Raw genomic sequence first — 3303 nt, forward strand, 5'->3', positions numbered from 1 at the left:
GTCATTCATAAACCTTAAAACATTAAATAAGAATCAATTTCAATATATATTAAATAAAATAAACTCATGAGCACGAATCTGTTTTTATTTTTAAACAAATTAGGAGTAAAAAACAATAGGGTGAAATTTGGGGAGATTTCCAACCAAAGCATGATTTACACATTACTAATATGAAGGGTTTTTTAAAGTGAATAAATTACAAAAGGTTACGATATCCCTACTCATAATACGCTTAAAATCAGTAGTGATAAAATCTTAAAACAATCATAATAAGACTAAATTTTAGTCTTATATGTCAAAATAAATATCTTTTCATATTTACATTTTAACCAATGTGAATATAAAATGAAAAACCATTATCAATGTAAAAATAATAATAAAATTCAATCGGTTAACTTAAATCTTTCATTACATGGTTGGTAACAATTATGAATACAATACATTGAAATGTACAAAATATGTCAAAATATTATTTCAATGACATTTAATGACACTTAATTTAACTTAAGTTATTGATGTTTGTGATGTAGATCAAATTAAGATGCATTAAAAATGACACATACATTTAAGACGCGGGTTTTATTTATGGGGTTGAAACAAATTCAGATTATTGTTGGTCACACCGACATTTTTGAAGGGAATGGATGACATGATGTTTCTATCATTCACCGAGCAAGAATCGCAAAAGTAACCGAAAAGAAATCTAATTTGCAGGTATAATCCCTTCAATTTCATTCAACAGGCTTAGATACCAACATGGCAAAACTCACCTTACAAGAGCAAATGCTCCAAGCGGGACTCGTCACCAGTAAAAAAATGGCGAAGGTACAGCGCACAGCGAAAAAATCACGAGTACAGGCTAGAGAAGCCAGAGAAGCAGTAGAAGAAAATAAAAAGGCTCAGCTTGAACGTGATAAACAACTGAGTGACCAACAGAAACAAGCGGCGCTAGCCAAAGAGTATAAAGCTCAGGTGAAGCAGCTGATTGAAATGAACAAAATTGAGATAGCGAGAGGTGATATTAGCTTTAATTTCACCGATAACAACGTTATCAAGCAAGTTGTCGTCGATAAAACGACGCAAGCCCAACTGATTAGCGGGCGTTTAGCGATTGCTCGTTTAGCCACGGACAATCCGGAAGTGAATGTATACGCGATTATCCCTGCGAGTGTGGCAGATAAAATCGCTCAGCGAGATGAAAGTAGCATCGTGCTAAACAATGCGCTGAGTCAGGAAGCGCAGGATGAAGATGACCCATACGCAGACTTTAAAATTCCAGATGACTTGATGTGGTAATGATTTAAAACGGGCTTTCACTGCACGCATGAATGGGTTTTCCAGTAATAGGATGAACAAAATTCAACTCACTGGCGTGCAACATCAGCCTCGGTGCGGGTTCTATATCTATTGGTAATAAGCCGCCATATAAGTCGCATCCCAAAATAGGGTGACCAAAGAGTTGGCTGTGAATGCGCAACTGATGGGTTCGTCCTGTTTCTGGGATGAATTTCACCCGCGTTAATGGTAATTGGTTTCCATCGCTTTGCTCATCGTAAAACCGCTCAATGACACGATAGTATGAACGGGCAGGTTTACCGTGGGTCTCACAAATCGACATTCGTGGAAACAGCGCCGGATCTTTAGCAATTGGCGCATCTATCACACCTTCATTATTTTCCACATGACCACAAAGTAGCGCATGGTAGGCTTTGGTGACAGTACGTTGACTAAACTGTTGGCACAGTGCGGCATTTATGGCTTTATTGCGCGCGGCAACCATCACGCCAGAAGTTCCAAAATCAAGGCGATGAACGAGCGTGCATTCGGGATAAATCTGAACAAGCCGGTAATGCACAGAATCAAGATTTTGAGGATTTTTCCCTGATAGGCTCAGTAGTCCGGAAGGCTTATTAATGATAATAAGCTGTTCGTCCTGATATAGGATTTCAATGTCTTCATGGCAAGGCGGTGCAATAAAGGTATCAATAATTGTCGACATCAGGTGATTCCTATGAGAAATGGCTGAGGATCATAACCAATTTTGGGCTGACTGACGATGATGTTATTCGCTTATCAGCTAGACTAAAACTAAAGGCATAGTTTGGACAGGCATTGTGCTTTATACTGCGCGCAGTGAAACTGAGTTAATAAAGAAGGTGGTAGGGTAATGAACGGAACAATCACAACGTGGTTTGAAGATAAAGGTTTTGGATTTCTCAAAGATGAAAACGGGGATAACCGTTATTTTCATGTGATTAAAGTTGCCAACCCCGATCTTATCAAAAAAGGGGCGGAGGTTACTTTTGAGCCGACCACGAATAATAAAGGCTTATCGGCTTTCGCGGTTAAAGTGATCCCTGAAAGCAAATATATCTATATTGCTGGTGAGCGAATTAAGCTGACCGCGATTAAATCTTTCCGTACTTATTATGAAGATGTTCCTGCTGATACGCGTATTGATAAAGAAAATACGGTGTTATCAATCGGTGCGCTGATGAACAGCATCAAACCTAAAACTAACGTTAAGCCGGGAGCAACTCGTGCGTTGAAAAAGCTCGCGATTGAAACTTTGCATGGTACGACGTTAACGTTCTCTGAAGATGAGATTGATGTGGATGAAACCGTGAAGCAGCTTAAGGGAATTAAATAACCTCTTTGAGCTCTTTGTGAGCCTCTTTATACAATAATATTGCCTCGGATTAGGGGGCAATATCTTTCCAACTCGCCTTTCATTGTATTTTCTTCTCTAAATTGAGTATAAATCCATCAATCAATACGTAAAGAAATAGGTAAGTTATCTCTTATATAGCAAAATGTATTAATATATAAAGATATCGCACGCTAATATCTCTAATTCGTGGGATATTGATGGCACACTATCTGGATTGTAATTATTATGATGCCAGTTTGTTGCTTTCAGGTTGATATTAGAATGAAAATTATTGCTTAGTAATAAATTAAAATATAGAAATATATTTTTACGTTGATATATTACTCACCGCATGGGTTTTTATTTTTTTAAATGACCAAAATCTGTTTCAAATTGTAATTAGTTGTAATATTAAATGTGTCTAATCTTATTATTATGTTTCATTACTCCTTACACGTGAATTTATTTTCAAAAAAATTACTAATATATTAAATTAAGTAAATAAATTTTTACTTATTATATATCAGTTAGTTAATTGTACTTATCATATAGAGAGTACTCGCCTTGGTTGTATCTTAATAATTGCTAGCGATCGATAAATTATATTTGATAGTCGTTGCCTATCAAATGACTATTGTTCGATCGGTACAAAC

General features: G+C 36.4%; 3 protein-coding genes. 2 read left to right on the forward strand and 1 reads right to left on the reverse strand.

Annotated features, from left to right (window positions below; translation table 11 throughout):
- Nucleotides 1-756: 756 nt before the first annotated feature.
- Nucleotides 757-1296 carry a DUF2058 domain-containing protein gene (locus tag PSF16_RS16930; RefSeq protein ID WP_272689757.1) on the forward strand — a complete coding sequence of 180 codons (540 nt, stop codon included), beginning with the start codon at nt 757-759 and terminating at the stop codon, nt 1294-1296.
- 4 nt (nt 1297-1300) lie between these two features.
- On the opposite strand, the gene PSF16_RS16935 is transcribed toward PSF16_RS16930, so the two are convergent.
- Entirely contained in the window at nt 1301-1999 is a 699-nt protein-coding gene (locus PSF16_RS16935) for an RluA family pseudouridine synthase (RefSeq protein WP_006663168.1), read from the reverse strand.
- Nucleotides 2000-2167: 168 nt separating this feature from the next.
- On the opposite strand from PSF16_RS16935, the gene PSF16_RS16940 reads away from it, so the two are divergent.
- Nucleotides 2168-2650, forward strand: coding sequence for a cold-shock protein (locus PSF16_RS16940; RefSeq protein WP_006659754.1), 483 nt, complete (start codon nt 2168-2170; stop codon nt 2648-2650).
- The last annotated feature ends 653 nt before the right edge of the window (nt 2651-3303 follow it).

This window comes from Providencia sp. PROV033 (assembly GCF_028484855.1).
Taxonomy (GTDB): Bacteria; Pseudomonadota; Gammaproteobacteria; order Enterobacterales; family Enterobacteriaceae; genus Providencia; species Providencia alcalifaciens.